Source organism: Mesorhizobium sp. B2-6-1 (assembly GCF_006440475.1).
In the GTDB taxonomy this organism is placed as follows: Bacteria; Pseudomonadota; Alphaproteobacteria; order Rhizobiales; family Rhizobiaceae; genus Mesorhizobium.
Genome location: NZ_VFUH01000019.1, coordinates 81330 through 99310 on the forward strand (window position 1 = coordinate 81330; position 17981 = coordinate 99310).

At 64.3% G+C, this 17981-nt stretch carries 15 protein-coding genes; 11 read left to right on the forward strand and 4 right to left on the reverse strand.

Going from position 1 to position 17981, the window contains the following annotated elements; genetic code table 11:
* The first annotated feature begins 44 nt into the window (after nucleotides 1-44).
* Nucleotides 45-425 carry a PTS glucitol/sorbitol transporter subunit IIA gene (locus FJ443_RS28180; protein ID WP_140561612.1) on the forward strand — a complete coding sequence of 127 codons (381 nt, stop codon included), beginning with the start codon at nucleotides 45-47 and terminating at the stop codon, nucleotides 423-425.
* 52 nt (nucleotides 426-477) lie between these two features.
* The gene (gene ptsP, locus FJ443_RS28185) at nucleotides 478-2448 is read left to right on the forward strand and encodes a phosphoenolpyruvate--protein phosphotransferase (RefSeq protein WP_140561614.1); all 1971 of its coding nucleotides are present in this window, start codon (nucleotides 478-480) and stop codon (nucleotides 2446-2448) included.
* 19 nt (nucleotides 2449-2467) lie between these two features.
* Here ptsP and FJ443_RS28190 read toward each other — a convergent pair whose 3' ends face one another.
* Nucleotides 2468-3268, reverse strand: a complete 801-nt coding sequence (locus FJ443_RS28190; protein WP_140501600.1) for a hypothetical protein — start codon at nucleotides 3266-3268, stop codon at nucleotides 2468-2470.
* 156 nt (nucleotides 3269-3424) lie between these two features.
* Between FJ443_RS28190 and FJ443_RS28195 the strand changes: the two genes are divergently transcribed.
* Entirely contained in the window at nucleotides 3425-4435 is a 1011-nt protein-coding gene (locus tag FJ443_RS28195; protein ID WP_140501598.1) for a sugar-binding transcriptional regulator, read from the forward strand.
* Here the strand turns inward: FJ443_RS28195 and FJ443_RS28200 are convergent.
* The 3 genes from FJ443_RS28200 to FJ443_RS28210 are packed head-to-tail and all read right to left on the reverse strand — an operon-like array spanning nucleotide 4422 to nucleotide 7616.
* Nucleotides 4422-5273, reverse strand: a complete 852-nt coding sequence (locus tag FJ443_RS28200) for a TIGR01459 family HAD-type hydrolase (protein ID WP_140501596.1) — start codon at nucleotides 5271-5273, stop codon at nucleotides 4422-4424. The two genes, FJ443_RS28195 and FJ443_RS28200, sit on opposite strands and share 14 nt — an antisense overlap.
* Nucleotides 5270-6571, reverse strand: a complete 1302-nt coding sequence (locus FJ443_RS28205) for an FGGY-family carbohydrate kinase (protein WP_140666478.1) — start codon at nucleotides 6569-6571, stop codon at nucleotides 5270-5272. The genes FJ443_RS28200 and FJ443_RS28205 overlap by 4 nt, the downstream gene beginning before the upstream one ends.
* A gap of 1 nt (nucleotide 6572) precedes the next feature.
* The gene (locus FJ443_RS28210) at nucleotides 6573-7616 is read right to left on the reverse strand and encodes a class II aldolase/adducin family protein (protein WP_140666480.1); all 1044 of its coding nucleotides are present in this window, start codon (nucleotides 7614-7616) and stop codon (nucleotides 6573-6575) included.
* A gap of 187 nt (nucleotides 7617-7803) precedes the next feature.
* Here FJ443_RS28210 and FJ443_RS28215 point away from each other — a divergent pair, with 187 nt between their 5' ends.
* The 8 genes from FJ443_RS28215 to FJ443_RS28250 all read left to right on the forward strand — a co-directional run bounded on the left by FJ443_RS28215 (nucleotide 7804) and on the right by FJ443_RS28250 (nucleotide 17679).
* Nucleotides 7804-8586 (forward strand): DeoR/GlpR family DNA-binding transcription regulator, encoded by a 783-nt coding sequence (locus FJ443_RS28215; RefSeq protein WP_140525811.1) that lies wholly within the window; start codon nucleotides 7804-7806, stop codon nucleotides 8584-8586.
* On the forward strand, nucleotides 8583-9950 hold the full coding sequence (locus FJ443_RS28220) for an FGGY-family carbohydrate kinase (RefSeq protein WP_140666482.1): 1368 nt from the start codon (nucleotides 8583-8585) through the stop codon (nucleotides 9948-9950). The genes FJ443_RS28215 and FJ443_RS28220 overlap by 4 nt, the downstream gene beginning before the upstream one ends.
* On the forward strand, nucleotides 9947-11518 hold the full coding sequence (locus FJ443_RS28225) for a sugar ABC transporter ATP-binding protein (RefSeq protein WP_140558481.1): 1572 nt from the start codon (nucleotides 9947-9949) through the stop codon (nucleotides 11516-11518). Before FJ443_RS28220 ends, FJ443_RS28225 begins: the two co-directional genes overlap by 4 nt.
* Nucleotides 11515-12513, forward strand: coding sequence for a ribose ABC transporter permease (locus FJ443_RS28230; protein ID WP_140501584.1), 999 nt, complete (start codon nucleotides 11515-11517; stop codon nucleotides 12511-12513). The genes FJ443_RS28225 and FJ443_RS28230 overlap by 4 nt, the downstream gene beginning before the upstream one ends.
* 80 nt (nucleotides 12514-12593) lie before the next feature.
* Nucleotides 12594-13532: an ABC transporter substrate-binding protein gene (locus tag FJ443_RS28235; protein ID WP_140666484.1), complete on the forward strand. Its 939-nt coding sequence runs from the start codon at nucleotides 12594-12596 to the stop codon at nucleotides 13530-13532.
* Between the two features lie 72 nt (nucleotides 13533-13604).
* Nucleotides 13605-14498 carry a sugar phosphate isomerase/epimerase gene (locus FJ443_RS28240; RefSeq protein WP_140666486.1) on the forward strand — a complete coding sequence of 298 codons (894 nt, stop codon included), beginning with the start codon at nucleotides 13605-13607 and terminating at the stop codon, nucleotides 14496-14498.
* Between the two features lie 312 nt (nucleotides 14499-14810).
* Nucleotides 14811-15164 (forward strand): cupin domain-containing protein, encoded by a 354-nt coding sequence (locus FJ443_RS28245; RefSeq protein ID WP_140501578.1) that lies wholly within the window; start codon nucleotides 14811-14813, stop codon nucleotides 15162-15164.
* Between the two features lie 937 nt (nucleotides 15165-16101).
* A complete protein-coding gene (locus FJ443_RS28250; RefSeq protein ID WP_181175148.1) occupies nucleotides 16102-17679 on the forward strand; it encodes an alpha/beta hydrolase in 1578 nt (525 codons plus the stop codon).
* Nucleotides 17680-17981 lie beyond the last annotated feature (302 nt).

Sequence of the window (17981 nt, forward strand, 5' to 3'; positions counted from 1 at the left end):
GTCCGTGAACCCCTCGAGGAAAGTAAGGAAATGAGGTTCGCCATATGACGGTTCTGCTGAGAACACGGGTCACTTCCATCGGGCCTGAGGTGGCGGACCTTGCCGAAGGGGGCGTGCTCATCCTGTTCGCGGATGGCTCGCCGCCGGAGCTTGCCGAGGTTTCCGTGCTCCACAAGACGGAACTCGGGCCCAGCGAAGGCGCGCCGCAGAAGGGCGCGTTGATCACCCTTGGACCTGTTTCCGCGACAATCACGGCGGTCGGCTCCAGCGCCTGGAGCAAGGTGCTCGAGATGGGGCATGTCGTCATCTCGTTCAATGGCGCCACCGAGGCCGAGCGGCCGGGCGAGATCTGCGCTTCGCAGGTCGACACTCAAGCGCTCGTGGCCGCCCTGAAGACAGACGCGATCATCACCATCGCCGCCTGAAGCATTCGCGCCGCGACCCATGTCGGCGCGGCGCCACAACAGAGTATTTGCCATGGAACGCTCGACCATCGTCAGAGTGCATGAAGGTTTGCACGCCCGTCCCGCCACGCGCTTCGTCAAGCTTGCCAAGGGTTTCGAATCCGATGTCGAGCTGGTCAAGGACGGCAAGGCGGTCAGCGCCAAGAGCTCGGTCAAGCTGATGCTGCTGGCGGTGAAGGAAAACCAGGAAGTCACCGTGCGGGCGAATGGCGCGGACGCCATCGAAGCGATCGAGGCGCTGATCGGCTATCTCGAGAACCCGAAGGCAGGTCTCGACGATGACGATCCGCAATCGGCCGCCAACACGGGCGAGGAAACTGTGCCGGCGTCCGAACCCGTACCGGCTGTTTCAGGCGCGGCCGGTTTGCGCGGCGTCGCGGCGAGCGAGGGCGTCGCCATCGGGCCTGCCTTCGCGCATTTTCCACCTGACATCGCTGGACAGGGCCGCATGCTGCGGGCGGAGGAGATCGCCGGCGAGATCGACAGGTTCCGCGCCGCCGTCGCCGCCGTTCAGGCGCGCATGGACAAGGCGCTGGCGCAGGACACCCTGTCCGCCGGAGATCGCGGCATCATCGCGGCGCTGCGGGACATCGCCGCCGACGACAGCCTGACCGGCGAGGCCGAGGAGGCGATCAAAAGCGGAAACGATGCGGTTTCGGCCGTCATCACCGTCGCCTCCACCATTGCCGCCGATTTCAGCGCGGTCGACGATCACTATCTCAACGCGCGCGCCGACGACGTGCATGCGGTCGGACGACAGATCTGTCTGGCGTTGCTCGGCCAGGATGACGCCAGCCTCGAAAATATCCCCGAAGGCGCCATCCTGATCGCCGACGATATCGGCGCCTGGGACCTGGCGCGGGCGCCGCTGAAGCGCATCGGCGGGGTGGTATGCGGCCATGGCGGGGCCACCTCGCATATTGCCATCATCGCCCGTTCGCACGGCATTCCGGCAGTGCTGGGCCTTGGCGACCAGATCAATGCCCTGCGCAGCGCGCGCGAAGTGGCCGTGGACGGCAATGGCGGGCAGGTGATCGTCGACCCCGATGCGGCGACCCGCGCGGACTTCGCCGCCCGCGTCCAGGCGGCGGCCAAGGAGCGCGCCGGACTGGCCGTGTTCAAGACCGTGACGCCCAAACTCGCGGACGGCAGGATCATCGAGGTCGCCGCCAATATCGGCTCGCTGGAGGAAATCGAGGCAGCGCAGGAAGCCGGCGCCATGGGCGTCGGCCTGTTCCGCACCGAGCTTCTGTTCATGCGCCATATGCATCTGCCCTCCGAGGACATGCAGGCCGAGACCTATGCGGCGCTGGCCAAGGCATTCGCGCCCTATCCCGTCATCGTGCGCACGCTCGACATAGGCGGCGACAAGCCGATCGCCGGCATCGAATTTCCCGACGAGGAAAATCCCTTCCTCGGCTGGCGCGGCATCCGCATGTGCCTCGACCGGCCCGACATCTTCAAGCGCCAGCTACGGGCGCTGCTCAGGGCAGCCGTGCACGGCAACATCAAGGTGATGTTGCCGATGGTCTCCGACATATCGGAGGTGCGGCAGACGCGGGTCCTGGTTGCCGAATGCGCGGCGGAACTGAAGGCGCAAGGCGTGCCGCATGCGGCGTTCGATCTCGGCGTGATGATCGAAACGCCGGCCGCCGTTCTGATCGCGCCGGCGCTGGCGAAAGAAGTGTCGTTCTTCTCGATCGGCACCAACGACCTGACCCAGTACATCATGGCCGCCGACCGGCTCAACCCGACCGTGGCCAAGCTCAATGATGTCGCCAACCCGGCCGTCATGTCGGCGATCGAGTTGACCGCAAAGGCCGGCGTGGCCGCCGGCATCATGGTGGGCATGTGCGGCGAGGCGGCCGGCCGCCCGGATCTCATCCCGGCCTTTCTCGAGATGGGGCTGACCGAGCTCTCGATGAGCCCGGCCTCGATCCAGCGCGCCAAGAAGACCATCACGTCCATGGCGGCCGGGCGATAGTCCCGACCGGAACCGGCAGCTAGGGCAGATGGGCAAGCAAGGTGGCGAAGACAGGTGTCAATTCATCGACCGGGCTCGCCTTGGCACAGGCCTTGACGATGCGGTCGTGACGGATGCCGGCCGCCAGAACAGCGGTCTCCAGCATGTCGGGCTCCGGCGCACCGTCGCTGGCCGTTGTGGCCAGGCCGCAGGCCAGGACGACAGGGGCCAGGCAAGCTATGTCCAGCGCCCGGTCGCCGATTGCATCCGGTTCGGCTTCGGCAAAGCGGACAGGCCGGTGGTTGAGGCACTCGACCAGCAGCCCCGCACAGGCAGCGGCGACGGCCGGCAGCGCGGCGGGGCCGGGTCTGGCGGGTATCGCGGCCAGCAGACCGGCGTGGCGTTTTCGCATGGCGGCGTGGACGGCGGCGAAATCCGCCTCGTGGATCCGGGCATTGTCGATCTTCAGGGCGGCGAGCACGGTCCTGGTCAGATAGTACATGTCGCGCCGGAAGACGCGCTCGGCGCTCGACCGGCGTTCCTCGTTGCCGGCCGGAAAATAGATGCCAAGGCCTTTCACGGTCGTTCCGTCGATCTTCGTCGGGCGGTCATGCGGGACAAAGGATTCGGCGATCGACAAGGCTTCGTCGACGGCACTGGCGGCATGGCCGAGCAGGCCTTCGATGCCTTTGCCCGGGAACGGCGGCAAATGGCTGGTTGCTTCCCGCACGAGATTGGCCTCGCTGTCGCTGTCGTGGCGGCTCTGGCGAATGATGTCGCGGACGTCGCGCAGCCGGTCCTTCAAATTGACGCGGACATCCCTGGAGATTTGTCGGAGCATCGCGAATCGCCTCGAAAACGTCTACCGGCCTCGGCCGCCGAGAGCCGGCCGCTGACCCTACATTGTTCCTATCGATTGGTAGATCAATAGGCGATATTAAACCAGCGTGGAGAATCGGCGAGGGACTCCTACATCGCCGAGCGGGGAGACAGACAGTTGGGCAGGCGACGGCAGGGCGATAGCGAAAACGGCGGGGCCGAGGCGCCCGAACAGGTCGTCAACGAGAGCCGTACGGACCGCCTCCGGATCCGCGCCGCCTGGATGTATTTCGTCGAGCAGATGACGCAGAACGAGATAGCCGACGTGCTCGGCGTCGGCCGCGTCACCATCGTGCGCATGCTGGCGGAGGCGAGATCCCGCAACGAGGTGAAAATCACCATCGAAAGCGAGTTGTCAGAGATCGTGCGGCTGGAGCGCGCGCTGGAGCGCACGTTCGGCCTGAAGCAGGCGCTGGTGGCGCCGCTGACCGCGCCCAATGCCGATCCGATTCCCGCGATCAGCGCGAAGACCGGGATTTTCCTGTCCGACACGATGAAATCCGGCATGCGCGTCGGCGTCGGCTGGGGTCAGACGCTTTTCTCGAGCCTGCCCTTCATCAGCACCAAATCGCTCACCGACTTCAAGGTCATTTCGCTGCTGGGCGGTGTGGGCGTCGTGCGCCGCTACAACCCGGCCGAGTTCGCCTGGCGCTTCGCCCAAATCTTCCAGGGCGACGGCTATCTGATCCCGACGCCGGCCGTCGTCGACAGCGTCGAGACAAAGATCGCGCTGGTCGAGCGTTGCGGCCTGCAGGAAGTTTTTGAGATGGCCAACGTGCTCGATGCCGTTCTGCTGAGCGTCGGCGGCATCGCTTCGGCCACCACCTTCTCTCGCGGCGGCTTTCTTAAGGAGGCGGACCGCGAGGCCTTGGTTGCGCGTGGCGCCGTTGGCGACCTTCTGTTCCATTTCTTCGACCGCAATGGCGATTTGGTCGACCATCCCGTCAACAGCCATGTGATGTCAGTGGAGGTCGATCGGCTGCGCAAGGCGCCGATCCGCATTCTCACGTCCGGCGGCGAAGAGAAGACAGCGGCGCTGCTCGGCGCCATGAACTTGATCGCCCCGACGATCCTGATCACCGACGAGGAGAGCGCAAGGCGCATGCTCGAGGCGGTCAACGGAAGCTGAAGGACTCCGTGACGTAGTCCGGCCAGGCCTGCTCCTCGTCGAAAACAGCGACAAGATCCGAAGTGTCCGCCAATATCCCGCTCAGGACCAGCGCCGTGGCGATGCCGGAGCCGTTTCCGCCCGCTATGTCATGCTCGACACTGTCGCCGACGCAGACCACGCTGGCACGGTCGGGCTCGCCGGCCAGCGCCAGTGCGGCATCGAAAATCGCCGGACCGGGCTTGCCGATGCGGGTGACGCTGCCGCCCAGGCTCTCGTAGAGATCGGCGATCTCGCCGGCGCCGAAGCGAGGCCCGACCGCCGTCAGCATGATCTTGTCGGGATTGGTGCAGAAGCATGGCACCTTTCGCGCCGCCGCCGGCGCCAGCAGGCGGCGATAATGGTCCAGGTCGTAGCGGTCGCCTTCGCTGGCCGCGATCAGTACCAGGTTGGCGGTATCGCCGGCTCCGGTCAACACAAAAGGCAGGCCCTCGATCGCTGTGCGGTCATTATCGCGGCTGATCAACAGGCAGTTCGTGCCGGGCCGCAACGCTCCGGTCGCCGCCATTTCGTGGAAGGATCGCCACGCCACCTCGCCGGAGGAAACGAAATGATCCCAGCTTCCGGCCTCGAAGCCGAGCCTCAGCAAACGGTCCTCGTTGGGCTTGGCGCGCCTGCCGGAGTTGGAGACCAGCACCACGGTCTTTCCGGCGCGCTTCAGTGCCGCCAAGGCCGCCACCGCGCCGGGATAGGGGGCCGAGCCGTCATGCAGCACGCCGAACTGGTCGACCAGGAAGACCTGGTAGCGCTCCGCCAGCGGTCCGATGCCGTCGAGGCGTTCAGCCAGTTTCCGGTTCATAGCAGCCCCGCCTCGTTCGCACCCTTCAACGCCAGCCGCGCCGTTCCGGCAGCGGCCTCGTCCGACAAAGCCGGCACGAACGCAACGCCGAGCTTACGCTGCCGGATCGCGCTCCACGCAGGATTTGCCGCGCCGCCGCCGACGCTGCGCACCGAAGTCAGCGCCGGCGCGCCGAGCTCGCCAAGCCGGCGATAGCCGAGCGCTTCGATCGCGGCCATGCCTTCGAACATCGCCTTGAGATAGTCGGCATCATCCACCGGGCGCGGGACGAGGCGCGGGGGGAGCGCCGGATCGGCGATGGGGAAGCGTTCGCCCGATGTGGCGAGCGGATAATAGTCGAGGCCGGTCTCGGTCGCCGGGTCGATCATGGCACTGAGCTCGATGATGCGCGCGAGCGGGAAATGCTGCGCCAGCACCTTGCCGCCGGAATTCGAGGCCCCGCCGGCCAGCCAGCCATTGCCTAGCCGGTGGCTGTAGATGCCGTATCGCGGCGCCGAAATCGGCCGGTCGGACAGGATCTTGATGGTAAGCGAGGAGCCAAGCGCCGTGACCCCGTCGCCGACCCCCGCGGCACCCGTCGCCAGGAAAGAGGCGCAGCCATCGGTCGTGCCGGCAACGACGGTCACGTCGCGGGCCAAGCCGAACAGATCCGCCATGGCCGCGGTGAGCGTGCCGGTCACGTCGCCCGGCTCGACGACGTCAGGCAGCAAATCCATGCGCATTCCGGTCGCCGCGATCCAGTCCGGCCAACGGCGGGCCTCGACATCGTAGCCGGTTTTCAAGGCGTTGTTCTCGTCGCTGACGTTGAAGCGGCCCGAGAACTGTCCGGCGATCCAGTCCGCCTGATGCAGCACCGCCGCCACGCCCGGTAGATGCTGGAAGTGAAGCGCCTTGGCGAGGCCTGAGGTCGCACCGTGCGCGGCGCTGCCCGCCGGCGCCTCGCGCGCGATCGCGGCCAGTATATCGTCGCCGGCGACCTTGTCGTTGTACATCAGCGGTTCGGCGAGCGGCCGTCCGGCACCGTCGACCGGCAGCAACGTGCCCGAGGTGCCATCCACGGCGATGGCGCGGACCGTGATCCGGTCGATGCCCGCAATCAACTCCGCCAGCGCTGCCCGGACCGCTTGCCACCAGGCCGCCGGACTGCGTGGATCCTGGCCAAATGCGTCGAGGCGGACGGCGGCTTGGCCGGCAATTGAAAAGTCCGGACGCATGGCTACGGCGCGGGCGCCCGAGGTGCCGATATCGACGCCGACGACGAGACGATCCGAGAGAGGCGAGCCGGCGACGGGCGACATGTCAGCCACCGGAGGCGTTCAGTTTCTGGCGGTACTGCTCGGCGTCCCAGTTGACGAGTTCGTCGTTCTCCGCCTCGGTAAGGTAATTCAACGTCGCCGTGACATCGACCCGCGCCGTCACGTCGGCAAGGCAACGCTGCATGGCGTCGGCGCCGGCGCTGGCATTGGCGCGCATCAGGACGCCGAGCCCCGGAAACAGGATCGACAGGGGCTGGGCGCCGCGACGCCTGACGACAGCGGCGACGTCCTCGCCGGGCGCAGCCACCACCGAACCCTTGCCGAGGAAGATGACATGGTCGGGATAGAGGCTGCCGCCCGATGCCATGCGGCGGCTGTCGGGATCGATGGCGACCGCGTGCGCCTCGGTGTCGACGGGCAAGCGGTAGCCGGAATTTGCGGCAAGCGCGGTCAGTGCCGCGATGTCGGGCGCGGCCGCGTCGCGCGGCGCCCTTGCCAGAAGCCCGGTCACGCGGCGCAACAGCGCCTCGGCCCCGGTGACGGTCTCGGCCGCGACGACGAGGCCGTGATTGCCCAGGATCAGGACATCGACGCCCGGCCGCAGCCTTTCGGAGATGCCCTGGGCCAGCGGCAGGCCCGGCCGGCGGTAGGGAACATAGGCCCATTGGATGCCTGCGAGCCGGCACGCGGCCAGGACCTCGCAATCGGCCTGCACCGCAAGCGAAATGGTGTCGACGCAGTGGACATGCAGGACCACGCGCTGCGGCATCAAGGCATGCACCGTGGTCTCGATCGAGGGACGCAGCCCGCGCGGGTTGAGCGCGCCGATGGCGAAGGCCTGAGGCTGGTCGGCGGCGGGATCGCGTCGTTCAACCGCCTCGAGCAATGGCGCCATCGCCACCGGCACCATGATGTCATCGGCGAGCGCGTCTTTCAGCCAGGTCCCGGAAGCCTTGATCCACAGCGTGTCTCCGGCTTTCAGCGAGTTGTTGCCGCCGGCGGCCTGGGTCAGATGCGGATCCTGTCCGATGGCGGCCGAAAGCGCCCGCAGCGCCGCCAATTCCTGCGCATCCGCCTGGGTCGCCATCACGCATCTCCTCCAACAATCCGCCAACCGTCGAATGCGGTGGTCGGGCATTCGACGGGTTGATATCGCAGATAAGAGTGAGTTCCGTCAACCGTGATCGAATACCGTCAGTTGTGGCTTGCAATCGAGCTAATGTTGAGTAAGTTACACCAACTGCCGTCGCAGAACGGCGTTTTGGAGGAAACAGTTGAGCGACTCCGGCCGCCAGCGTCAGATCGTCGAACTCTTGCGTGATCGCCCCTTCGCCTCGGTGCGGGAGCTGCAGGAGCGGCTCGGCGTTTCGGCCGCGACGGTGCGGCGCGACATCGACCGGATCGACGAGGCGGGCGAGGCGCGCAAGGTCTATGGCGGTGTTTCGGCGCTCGACGGCACGTCGCAGGCCGGCGTCGCCTATGCCCGGCCCTATGACGAGAATCGCGACCTCGCGGTCGAGGCCAAGCGGCAGATCGCCAACCTAGCCGCGACCATGGTGCGCGACGGCGACGCGGTTATCGTGCATGGCGGCTCGACCTGTTTCCATCTCGGGGTCAAGCTCGCCGAGCGCAGCATCCGGCTCTACACCAACTCGATGCCGCTGGCGGCGTATCTGAGCGATCATGGCCATTGCAGCCTGACCGTTGCCGGCGGCGACCTGCATCGCGAGCCGGGCATCATTCACTCGCTCACCCATCCGGCACCTTTCTACGCTTCGAAGTTCTTTCTCGGCGCGCAAGGCATCGGCCAGGAAGGCTTGCTGGAATCGCACCCGCTGCTGGTGCGCTCGATCGTCGAGCTTAGCCAGTGCGCCGACCAGATCGTCGTGCTGGCCGACAGCCGCAAGCTTTCGATCCAGGCCCGTAACGTTGCGCTGCCCCTGTCGCGCATCGGCACGCTGGTCACCGACGACGGTCTTTCCGATGCCGACGCGCGCATGCTGGAGGATGCCGGCGTCATGGTGCGGATTGCTTCGACCACGGGAGCCATCGCATGAAGGTCGCGGTGCTCGACTTCGGCAAGACCAATTCGAAGCTGTTCGTCTTCGGCCAGGACGGACGCATTCTCGACGAGCGCCGGACCCAGCCGAAATGGACGCGCCAAGGCGGCTTCAGCGTGCTCGATGAGGCCGACCTCCACGATTGGGCGCTCGGCGCCGTCACCGCTGTGATCGAAAACCATGGCGTGGAAGGGGTGATGGTGTCGGGCCATGGCTGCACCTTCGCCCTCGTGGACGACGCGGCGCTGACGCATCCGATCCTCGACTATGAGCAGGAGCCGCCGGCCGAAATCGCCGCGCGGATCGATCGCCGCATTCCGGACTACGCCGAGACGTTCTCGCCGCGGCTGCCGCTCGGTTTCAACTACGGCCGCCACATGCTGTGGCTGCAGGAGGCCGCATCCGACGCTTTCGCGACGGCGAAATGGATTCTCGGCTATCCGCAATATTGGAGCTGGCGCCTTGGCGGCAGGCCGGTTTGCGAAGTGTCCTATCTCGGCTGCCATTCGCATCTGTGGGCGCCGCGTCGTCACGATTTTTCCTCACTGGTCGACGCCGAGGGGTGGCGCCACCAGATGCCGGCCTTCGCGCGTGCCGGTACTGTCATCGGCGAACAGGACTTCGGCAGCGCGTCGCGGCCGCTCGCCATCCACAACGGCGTCCACGACTCGAATGCCGCGCTCCATGCCTATCGGCGGCAGGGGCTGGGCTCGGTGACAGTGGTTTCGACCGGCACCTGGGTCATCGTGCTCAATCCCGACTGTCCGCTCGAGGCGCTCGACCGCGATCGCGACATGCTGGTCAATGTCGATGTGGACGGCGGCCCGGTGCCGACCATCCGCTTCATGGGCGGGCGCGAATTCGCCGCCATCAGCGACGGCTGGCAAGGCCCGGTCGAAGGCGCGGCGGTGCAGCGGGCGATCGATGCCGGCATGATGGCATTGCCGAGCTTCGCGCCGGGCGGGCCGATGCCAGGCCGTTCGGGCCGGCTGGTCGGACGCACGCCTGATGCCGGCGAGCGTGCGGCCGTGGCACTGCTCTATGTCGCGCTGATGCTCGACCTCTGCCTCGACCTCATCCATTCCAGCAACACCGTGATCGTCGACGGCGGTCTCAACACTGGCGGCCTGCTCGCCAGCCTGCTGGCGCAGCTGCGGCCGGAGCAGGCCTTCATGCAGGGCGCTTCGCTGCAAGGCAGCGCCACGGGCGCTGCGGCCCTGGCTTTCGAGAGCGTCGGGCGTGAATTCGCCGCCGAGCCGCCGGAGCCGGTGAAAGCAGTGCGCTTCACCAGCCTCGCCGGCTACCGCGACGGCTGGCGCGATCTGGTCGCCGGGACCGCCGGCAAGGTCGCAGCCCGATGAGCGCGCAGGCCAGGACGGAGACAGCCGGCATGGGGGCGGAACGCCACCCGGTGCTGGAAATGCGCCATATTTCGAAGACGTTCGGCGCGATCCGCGCCCTGCAGGATGTTTCGCTTACCGTCCAGGCCGGCGAGCTGCACGCGCTGATGGGCGAGAACGGCGCCGGCAAGTCGACGCTGATGAAGGTGCTTTCGGGCGCCTATCGTCCCGATCCCGGGGGCGAGATCCTGATCGATGGCATGCCCGCCGCGACCGGCGATCCGATCAAGGCGCGCGCCAGCGGCGTCGCGGTGATCTACCAGGAACTGTCGCTGGCGCCCAATCTGACCGTGGCGCAGAACATTTTCCTCGGCAACGAACCGCGCCGTTTCGGCATCGTCGACCGCGACCAGTGCAACCGGCGCGCGACCGAGATCATCGGCCGGCTCGGCGTTTCCTTTTCAGCGCGTGCCCTGGTTTCCGGCCTGTCACTCGGCGAGCGCCAGCTGGTCGAGATCGCGCGGGCGCTGTCGACCAATGCGCGCATCATCGTGATGGACGAGCCGACGACGTCGCTGACCTCGCGCGAGACCGAGCGGCTGTTCGAGGTGATCGCGACGCTGAAGGCGCAAGGCATCGCCATCATCTACATCAGCCATCGCATGGAAGAGGTCTACCAGCTCGCCGACCGCGTCAGCGTGCTGCGCGACAGCGGCTATGTCGGCACGCTGGAGCGCGCCGACCTCAGCGCCTCGCGGCTCGTTTCGATGATGGTCGGCCGCGATCTCTCGGCGTTCTACAAGAAGGATCACCGCCCGCCGGGCGAAAAGCGCGCCGTGGCGCTGTCGGTGCGCGGCATGTCCGACGGCAGGCTGCTGAAGGACTGCTCCTTCGACCTCTATCACGGCGAGGTGCTGGCGCTGGCGGGCCTCGTCGGCTCGGGCCGCACCGAACTTGCCAGGCTCATCTTCGGCGCCGACCGGCGCAGCGCCGGCACGCTGGAGCTCGACGGCAAGCCGATCGCCATCGGCTCGCCGCGCGAGGCGCTCGATGCCGGCATCGCCTATCTCACCGAGGACCGCAAGGAACTCGGCCTGTTCCTCGACATGTCTATTTCCGACAACATCAACATGGGCGTGCTGGCCAGGGATGCGCGCGCCGGCGGCTTGCGGGACTTCGCCGCCGCCGACAGGCGCGCTGCGAAAGCCGTCGCGGATCTCTCGATCCGCACCCGCTCGGCGCAGGCCAATGCCGGTTCGCTGTCGGGCGGCAACCAGCAGAAGGTGCTGCTGGCCCGCCTGCTGGAGACCGAACCCAAGGTGGTCATCCTCGATGAGCCGACGCGCGGCGTCGATGTCGGCGCCAAATCGGAGATCTACCGGTTGATCGACAGTCTCGCCAGCAAGGGCATCGCCATATTGATGATCTCCAGCGAACTGCCGGAAGTAGTCGGCGTCGCCGACCGGGTTCTGGTGATGCGCGACGGCGCCATAGCAGGCGAGGTGACGGCATCCCGGGGCGAGCCGCTTCGCCAGGAAGCAATCATGGAACTTGCGACGGGAGCGGCCCAAGAAGGACCGAAGGAATGACCGACAGAACCACCACGACGACGACAGTGGACCAGGCGGCAGTCAGGAGCCGGCGGTTGCGCACGGCTTTGGCCGCGCTCGGCATGCTGCCGGTGCTGGTGTTGCTGGCGGCCGGCTTCCAGTTCATCAATCCGCGTTTTCTCACCGGCACCAACCTGTTGATCGTCACGCAGCAATCGTCGATCAACATCGTGCTCGCCGCCGGCATGACCTTCGTCATCCTCACCGGCGGCATCGACCTGTCGGTCGGCTCGATCCTTGCCGCTTCCGCAATGGTGGCGGTGCTGGTGTCGCTGGTGCCGGACTGGGGCCTGCTCGGCGTGCCGGCGGCCATTCTGGTCGGTCTCGGCTTCGGGGTCATCAACGGGCTGCTCATCGCCTATATCAGGCTGCCGCCCTTCATCGTCACGCTGGGCTCGCTGACCGCCGTGCGCGGCGTCGCCCGCCTGCTCGGTGAAGACACGACCGTGTTCAACTCCGACCTGCCGTTCGACTTCATCGGCAACGGCTCGCTGTTCGGCGTTCCCTGGCTGGTCATCATCGCGCTGACGGTGGTGGTGGTGTCGTGGCTGGTGCTGAAACGCACCGTGCTCGGCACCTGGATCTATGCCGTGGGCGGCAATGCCGAGGCGGCGCGGCTGACCGGCATCAAGGTGCCGCTGGTGCTGCTCTTCGTCTATGGCGTGTCCGGCCTGCTGGCAGGTCTCGGCGGCGCCATGTCGGCGGCCAGGCTCTATGCCGCCAACGGCCTGCAGCTCGGCCAGTCCTACGAACTCGACGCCATCGCCGCGGTCATTCTGGGCGGCACAAGCTTCGTCGGCGGCGTCGGCTCGATCTGGGGCACGCTGATCGGCGGCCTGATCATCGCCGTGCTGTCCAACGGTCTCATCCTGGCCGGCGTCTCGGACATCTGGCAGTACATCATCAAGGGATTGGTCATCATCGTGGCGGTCGCCCTCGACCGCTACAGGCTCCAGGCAGGGGCAAGAACGTGAGTGACCTTGTCGCCGGCATCAAAGACCGGCTTGTGTAACGCACCGTGAGAGGCGCGGGGCATCAGGAGGAAGTAAGCGTAATGAAGACCATCGCCAAACTGCTCTGCGGCGCCGCGTTCGCGGCCGTCGCCATTGCGCCGGCATCGGCCAAGGACCTGAACAAGGTCGGCATCTCGGTCGGCCTGCTCGGCAACCCGTTCTTCGTCGCCACCATCAAGGGCATCGAGGACGCGGCCAAGAAGATCAATCCGAACGTCGAGGTGACGTCGGTGTCGGCCGACTATGACTTGAACAAGCAGGTCTCGCAGGTCGATTCCTTCATCGCCGCCGGCGTCGACGTCATCATGCTCAACGCCGTCGATGCCAAGGCGATCGCGCCCGCGGTGAAGAAGGCGCAGGCGGCGGGCATCGTGGTCGCGGCCTTCGACGTCTCCGCGCCAGGCCCCAACGTCACCGTGATGACCAACAATGTCAAGGCCGGCGAGGAGGCCTGCCAATATCTGGTCGACCAAACTGGCGGCAAGGGCAACTACGTCATCCTCAACGGTCCGGCGTCCTCGTCGATCCTGGAGCGCGTGAAGGGCTGCAAGAACGTGCTTGCCCAGCATCCCGACATCAAGATCCTGTCCGACGACCAGAACGCCGAAGGCTCGCGCGACGGCGGCCTGAAGGTGTTCCAGTCGCTGCTGACCCGCTTCGACAAGATCGATGCGGTGTTCGCCATCAACGATCCGACGGCGATCGGCGCCGAGCTCGCCGCCAAGCAGCTCAACCGCTCGGAGTTCATCTTCACCGCCGTCGACGGCGCGCCGGACATCGAGAAGGAACTGGCATCCGGCAAGTCCATGATCAAGGCTTCTGCCTCGCAGGATCCCTACGTGATGGCCGGCCAGTCGCTGACGATGGCCGCCGACGTGCTTGCCGGCAAGAAGCCGGCGGAGCCGGTGGTGCTGCTCGATCCGAAGCTGATCACCGCCGAGAATCTGAAGGACTACAAGGGCTGGACCGCGGCCCGCTGATCAGTCCAAGGCGGACGCGGCCGGGCTGACCTGCCGCGTCCTCCTCATTTCGTCGCAAAACCGGAGACGATCATGTCGCGCATCGGAATCCACTCTTTCGTCTGGTCGGCGAGCTCGACGCAGGCCGAGCTCGAACGCACGCTGGCCAACACCAAGGAGGCCGGCTTCGACCTGATCGAATTCTCCTATCTCGACCCCGCCAATGTCGATATTGGCGGGCTAGCCAAGCGCATCGCCGATCTCGACCTCGGCGTGGCGATCAGCATCGGCCTGCCGGTCGACGGCGACATTTCGAGCGCCGACAACGCGGTCGCCTCGCACGGCATAGGGATCCTCAACGACACCATCGCCCTGACGCGCGACCTCGGCGGCCAGAAGGTCGCCGGTATCCTCTCGACCAGCCACGGATTGCAGACCGAGGCGCCGACGCGAGACCAGTGGAACCGCAGCGCCGGGACGCTGGCCAAGGTCGCCGAAACCGCGAAGGCGGCAGGCGTCACGCTCAACCTCGAGATCGTCAACCGCTTCGAGAGCAATCTGCTCAACACTGCCGCGCAAGGGCTGGCCTTCATCGAGGACACCGGCTCCGACAACATCTTTCTCCACCTCGACACCTTCCACATGAACATCGAGGAGGCCGATGTCGGGCTGGCCATTCGCCATGCCGCCGGCAAGATCGGCTATGTTCATATCGGCGAGAGCCATCGCGGCTTCCTCGGCACCGGCAATATCGACTTCGCCGCGATATTCGATGCGCTGACGGCGATCGGCTATGCCGACGATCTCAGCTTCGAATCCTTCTCCTCGGAGATCGTCGACGAGAACCTGTCGAAGAAGACCGCCATCTGGCGTAATCTGTGGACGGACAACATGGCGCTGGCCAAGCACGCGCGCGCCTTCATCGGGCTGGGAATGGAAACGGCAAGGCGCAAGGCGGAACTCGTCGCGGCGCGCCACAAGCCCTGAGGATTTCAGACTGAGGAGCAGCAGGAATTGCCAAATCGCCCACCCCAGGCGCGGACGCGCCTGGTTCCTGGTGCAAGGCCGCGAACTCAGCTTCATTGACTGTGAAGGCAGTTAATGCTACAAATTGCCTATGGTGCTGAGTCGCGCCAGGGACCCGCCGAGCAGGCGGGTTTTTTCGTTCAGAGCTCCGTCAAACAGTGCGAAGGCGCCGGTGAACCCGGATTGGTTGCCCTGGTCCCCCTGGCGGCATTGCCCACGCCACGCGTAACGGCTATCCGACGGTGCGACAGCGAAGCAAAACGGAGCCCCGGCATGACGAACAAGACGATCCTGAAATTCGGCACCGTCGAACACGCGGAAGCCGGCGACCTGCCTGGCTGGATCGCGGTCGAGGGCCGGCCGACGATGCAAACCGCCGTCCAGCACACGACCGCGGACGGCAAGGTGATCTCAGGAACCTGGCGGGCGTCGCCCGGTACGTATCACGCCACCTACACCGACTATGAGTTCGTGCACATGATCGCGGGCCGCATCATCATCACGCCCGACGGCGGCACGCCGGTCGAAGTCGGCCCCGGCGACGCCTTCGTGGTGGAAGCCGATTTCAAGGGAACCTGGAAGATCATCGAGCCGGTGACGAAGCATTTCGTGGTCAGGGTGGGCTGAGGCAGGCTGTCAGATAGACAAGCGGCCGCTCGCTGGCCTTTGATACCTTTCGTCGATCCGGCCATCCTCGCGCATGTCCACGCAACTGGCGGGGCCGTGACTGGCGCCCGGTTGGAGCGAACGGGACCAGAATGCCGGCAGGGCGAACGGTGTCCGCCTTGCTCATCGTGCCATCGCGTGAGACCCCGCGGCGAGCAATCTCACCATCGGAGCACGCAATCGGGCTACAGGACCCGCGGCCATCTCATTGTTTACTGAGAAAGGCCTTGCAACCCGGCGTGAGTTCGCTGAGGTGCTGTTTAAGGCAGCCTTGCGCCTTCACTTCGTTGTCCATGTGGCACACCCGCTTGGCGTCCGCTCTACAGGGAGTCTTGTAGGCATCTTTCGCTAAAGCGGCGTCGGTGAGAAAAAGCGATATACAAGCCCAAAGCGCCAGTTGAAGTGACTTTCGATTCCGCATGGTTGTGTTCCCATCGTGAGTGCAGAAGCGCGGTCTTTATATGCGTTAATGCTAAAGAATGGGAATCCACCATAAGGAGGAGGGTGCGAGCACCCGCGCAAAATCGGATGAGCAATGTAGCGCAAAACACGGCTTACATAAGCGCAGTGCTGACCAACTGTCTCGCGCACGGCTCAATCAAAAGCGCTAATATAATCGCCCGGTTTGTCGAGCTTGTTTCCAATTTTGTGTTGGAGTAACCCAATATCGCTTGGGAGCACGAAATGGAGAGGGTCGTCAGGCCGGGTGCGGGATAAATTTTTTCCTGCCATTTTTCTGAAATACGGAATTGTTCCTTGGCATCGGAGGGAAAGACTCTCCGTCTTGAATAAATAACGAAGCCGTGATTGCGGGCGTTTTATTCCTGATTGTCGATGACGCGAAGAATATTCGATCCGCAATCGAGCAGTTCTCGTATACTTATAAATGAGGGGCGAGATGTCTACCGTGTTTAGACGCGCGTACATCAAACCAGATTGGTGTTTTCTTCTCGTGGTCACGTCGGTTGCGTTCCTCATTTGCCTGGGGGGTGGGGAACTCACTGCGGGTGAGTTCAAGAAAACCAGCTGTTGGTTCGAAATTCCGCGGGATCGGGCAATGACGTGTGGGACCGTGAATGTTCCAGAAAATCGAAAGAAGACGGGTGGTACCGAGGTCGTCCTGTCCGTGGTCGTATTCGAACCGGACCGCGAACGGCACGAACCGGTAGTGTTTCTCACAGGAGGACCGGGGCAGCCTACCGACATTGCCAATAGCGACGACATCGATGGATGGTGGGAATTCATCGGCGCCCAGAGCTGGATGATCGGACGCCGAGTAATCGTTGCTGATCAGCGGGGCATCGGAAAGTCCGCTCCCGCCTTGGACTGTTCTCAATATTTCAAGCCCGATCATTGGAACGCCATTCTCTCGAGCGTTGAGGTCGAAACCACCTTTAGCAAGCTCAAGAAAGATGAAGTTCTTGCATGCAGGACGGCGTTGATCGCAAAGGGCATCGATCTTGATGCCTACAACACTGAGGAGAATGCGGAGGATATTGATGACCTTCGGAAGGCTCTCGGGATAGAAAAGTGGGTTCTTTATGGCGTCTCGTATGGCACCAGGCTTGCACTGGAAGTGATGAACCAGCACCCCGAAGGGGTCTCGGCGAGTATATTGGATTCAGTTGTTCCGCTGGACATCAATTACCTGAACGAAGATGGGCCGAATCTCGACCGATCGTTAAAATTGCTAGAGCGAGACTGTGAGGCAGCGAACAGATGCATGAATGGGATATCCAATGCTGTTCAGCTTATTGTAAGACAGCTGGATCGGCAGCCTTTGCTCTTGCGCAGCACAGATAAAGAGGCGCGCTACACATATGTCTCCGGGGCAGATTTCCTCGAGCTTATATTCGGCATTTTATACGATCGCGATGCGCTCCTGACCCTGCCGGAGCTGATCGAGAGGACATACAAACAGGATTTCAGACCCCTGGCGGAGATACTTTTCGATGCTGACGACCTGGAGATCTCCCAAGGTATGGACTTCTCTGTAAGTTGTTCCGACAGCGATCTCCCCGATCTGAATGGCAAGCAGAACAAATACTGGTCGAAATGGGTTGAGCTGAACGACTACTCCTGGGCATGCCCTCTTTGGATGCTTGAGAACGGGCCAGCATCGCAGGTGCAGCCGCGCCGCACTGACATACCCACTCTTCTGTTGTCGGGAGAATATGATCCAGCAACGCCGACAGCATGGGCGGACCACGCGGCGAAGACCCTTCCTTTCGGCCAGGTGGTGGTCTTTCGGGGGATCGGACACGATGTCATAGATTCCGATCCGTGCGGGTCGAAAGTAGTTGCTGATTTCCTTGCAAACCCCAAGCTCAAGTTGAAGACTGAATGTATCGGTGAGATGGGGGCCCCGCAATTTCCAAGCCCGCCAAAGGAACTGTGGTCGGGAGCGGAGGCACTACACTCTATATCAGCAAATCGCTCAAGGCAGGATAGGTTGAGATTTCGATTTGGGCACTGAAATTCCTCTTAGCCAAAATTGTAAAATCCGATATTTTGCTGCCGACGAAGTTAAGCTAAAGCGGAACTCGCAAATCAATTAAACACTACGGTAGCATCGCTTAAGGACCCCTCTCGTCTTGCGGGTGGAAGTCGCGTGCGTGTCGCATTTCGATTATCAAATTCCGAAGTTTCACAGAAATTGTAGGAGGATCGAACAGTGTTTACGTCTCGTCGTGTATTGCTTTCGGCCTTGGGTGCAAGCATCGCATACGCCGCCTTTGGTGGCATCGCGCGTGCGAAGGGCGGTGGCGGGGGAGGAGG

Excerpts from the sequence above, each read along its gene's own strand:
- FJ443_RS28240 (WP_140666486.1), top strand. The coding sequence starts at position 13,605 with ATGTCGCGCATCGGAATCCACTCTTTCGTCTGGTCGGCGAGCTCGACG.
- FJ443_RS28245 (WP_140501578.1), top strand. The coding sequence starts at position 14,811 with ATGACGAACAAGACGATCCTGAAATTCGGCACCGTCGAACACGCGGAA.
- FJ443_RS28235 (WP_140666484.1), top strand. The coding sequence starts at position 12,594 with ATGAAGACCATCGCCAAACTGCTCTGCGGCGCCGCGTTCGCGGCCGTC.
- FJ443_RS28230 (WP_140501584.1), top strand. The coding sequence starts at position 11,515 with ATGACCGACAGAACCACCACGACGACGACAGTGGACCAGGCGGCAGTC.
- FJ443_RS28205 (WP_140666478.1), bottom strand. The coding sequence starts at position 6,571 with ATGTCGCCCGTCGCCGGCTCGCCTCTCTCGGATCGTCTCGTCGTCGGC.
- FJ443_RS28250 (WP_181175148.1), top strand. The coding sequence starts at position 16,102 with ATGTCTACCGTGTTTAGACGCGCGTACATCAAACCAGATTGGTGTTTT.
- FJ443_RS28225 (WP_140558481.1), top strand. The coding sequence starts at position 9,947 with ATGAGCGCGCAGGCCAGGACGGAGACAGCCGGCATGGGGGCGGAACGC.
- FJ443_RS28190 (WP_140501600.1), bottom strand. The coding sequence starts at position 3,268 with ATGCTCCGACAAATCTCCAGGGATGTCCGCGTCAATTTGAAGGACCGG.
- ptsP (WP_140561614.1), top strand. The coding sequence starts at position 478 with ATGGAACGCTCGACCATCGTCAGAGTGCATGAAGGTTTGCACGCCCGT.
- FJ443_RS28220 (WP_140666482.1), top strand. The coding sequence starts at position 8,583 with ATGAAGGTCGCGGTGCTCGACTTCGGCAAGACCAATTCGAAGCTGTTC.
- FJ443_RS28210 (WP_140666480.1), bottom strand. The coding sequence starts at position 7,616 with ATGGCGACCCAGGCGGATGCGCAGGAATTGGCGGCGCTGCGGGCGCTT.
- FJ443_RS28200 (WP_140501596.1), bottom strand. The coding sequence starts at position 5,273 with ATGAACCGGAAACTGGCTGAACGCCTCGACGGCATCGGACCGCTGGCG.
- FJ443_RS28180 (WP_140561612.1), top strand. The coding sequence starts at position 45 with ATGACGGTTCTGCTGAGAACACGGGTCACTTCCATCGGGCCTGAGGTG.